The sequence below is a fragment of the Herbaspirillum sp. genome, from assembly GCF_035644555.1.
Lineage (GTDB): Bacteria > Pseudomonadota > Gammaproteobacteria > Burkholderiales > Burkholderiaceae_D > Herbaspirillum.
This window is the reverse complement of sequence record NZ_DASQOH010000065.1, coordinates 1-1,503: the sequence shown is the minus strand read 5'-3', so window position 1 is coordinate 1,503 and position 1,503 is coordinate 1. Positions and strand designations below refer to the sequence as shown.

Annotated in this window: 2 protein-coding genes; both read right to left on the bottom strand. The window is 64.9% G+C overall.

The window, feature by feature from the left end; genetic code table 11:
- Positions 1–726: PQQ-binding-like beta-propeller repeat protein (locus VE092_RS18275; protein WP_324879204.1), on the bottom strand; the 726-nt coding region annotated here is incomplete at its 3' end.
- A gap of 130 nt (positions 727–856) precedes the next feature.
- Positions 857–1,501 (bottom strand): tetratricopeptide repeat protein, encoded by a 645-nt coding sequence (locus tag VE092_RS18270; protein WP_324879202.1) that lies wholly within the window; start codon positions 1,499–1,501, stop codon positions 857–859.
- Positions 1,502–1,503: the final 2 nt, after the last annotated feature.

The following is a 1,503-nucleotide window of genomic DNA, read 5'->3' as shown; positions in this document are numbered from 1 at the left end:
GCGCGGGTCGCCGACCGGCACTTCCCAGCGCGGACCGCCATTGTTCAGGGCCAGGGCCGACAGGCGGCCACCCGGCAGCGCCACGAAGGCGGTTTGCGAACCGATCGCGATGCCCGGCGCATTGCGCAGCGTCAGCGAGGGGACATTGCGCTGGACCATCCAGCGCTGGCTGCCATTGTCGGCATCATACGCCGTCACGCGGTTGTCGATGCTGCGGATGACCACCAGGCCTTCGCCCACGGCGGGGGCGGACAACACTTCGCTGGGCGCCTGGGCACTCCAGGTCGGCTTACCGGAGGCGGCATCGAAGGCCTGGATACGGCCCTTCTGACCGACCACCACCACGGTGCTGCCATCGGTGCCGACACCGGCCGTCAGGTCCATGTCGGTACGGCTGCGCCACAGGGTCTGGCCGTTCTGGGCATTGATACGGACCACGCTGCCGTCATTGGCGGCTGCAAAGATGCTGCCGGCAGCGTAGGCCGGGCTGAACTGGAAGCTGCCCGATTTGCCCACCGAGACCGACCAGGCGGTCTGGACACGCAGCTTCTGGGCGAACTCGACCAGCGGAGCCGGCGGATTCGGGTCTTTCTTGCTGGAAAACAGCGAGCAGCCGGACAGGGCCACCACGGCTGCGGCCGCAGCCAGCTTCAGCGCCAGTGTGCCGGCGCGATGGGATCGAGCAAAGGATGTTGCCTGGGCAGCAGTGGCTGTCACACTACGCATATTCTGTTTCCTCTAAGCGATGATTGGTTTCGCGGTGGGATTGCGGTTCAATTCCTGGGCCACCTGGGCGGCCCTGGCGGCTCGCCGTCCGCGCTGGCAGACGAGGAACCGGCCGATATCTGTCAGGCGGTCAGGCCTTGGGAGCTTCGCCGCCGATGGCATCGAGCTTGATCTGGATGAGCTGACGACCGGGGTCCTTGGCATCGCTCTTTTCCAGCGCCAGCTTGTAGGCGGTGCGCGCTTCGTCGCGCTTGCCCTGGGCCAGCAGCACATCGCCCTTGCGGTCAGCGATGGCACCGGCGAACTGGGCCGGATAGTCGCCGGACAACACCTTCAGCGCTTCTTCATAAGACTTGGCATCCAGCAGCACACCGGCCAGACGCACTGCGGCGATGGCCTTGTATTCCTTGCCGCGACCATGGTCGATCACCCATTGCAGTTGCTTCTTGGCGGTCTCGACGTCATTGGCATCAAAGGCCGACCGGGCCGCCACCAGAGCGCTCATCTCGGCATATGCGGTACCGCTGAACTTGTCCTGGATGTCGCTGGCGGCGCGCTGCACCTTGGCATTGTCCTTGGCGGCGAAGGATCTCTGCTGTTCTTCGTACAGCACCGAAGCCTGCGCCGACTGGCGCCCCTGGTAGGTGTTCCAGCCCGTCCAGGCTGCATAGGCGGCCAGCGCGATGATCAGCGCCCAGGTCACCAGGTTGCCGTACTTCGCCCACCAGGCCTTGATGGAATCAAGCTGTTCTTGTTCTTCGAGATCGTATGCCATGT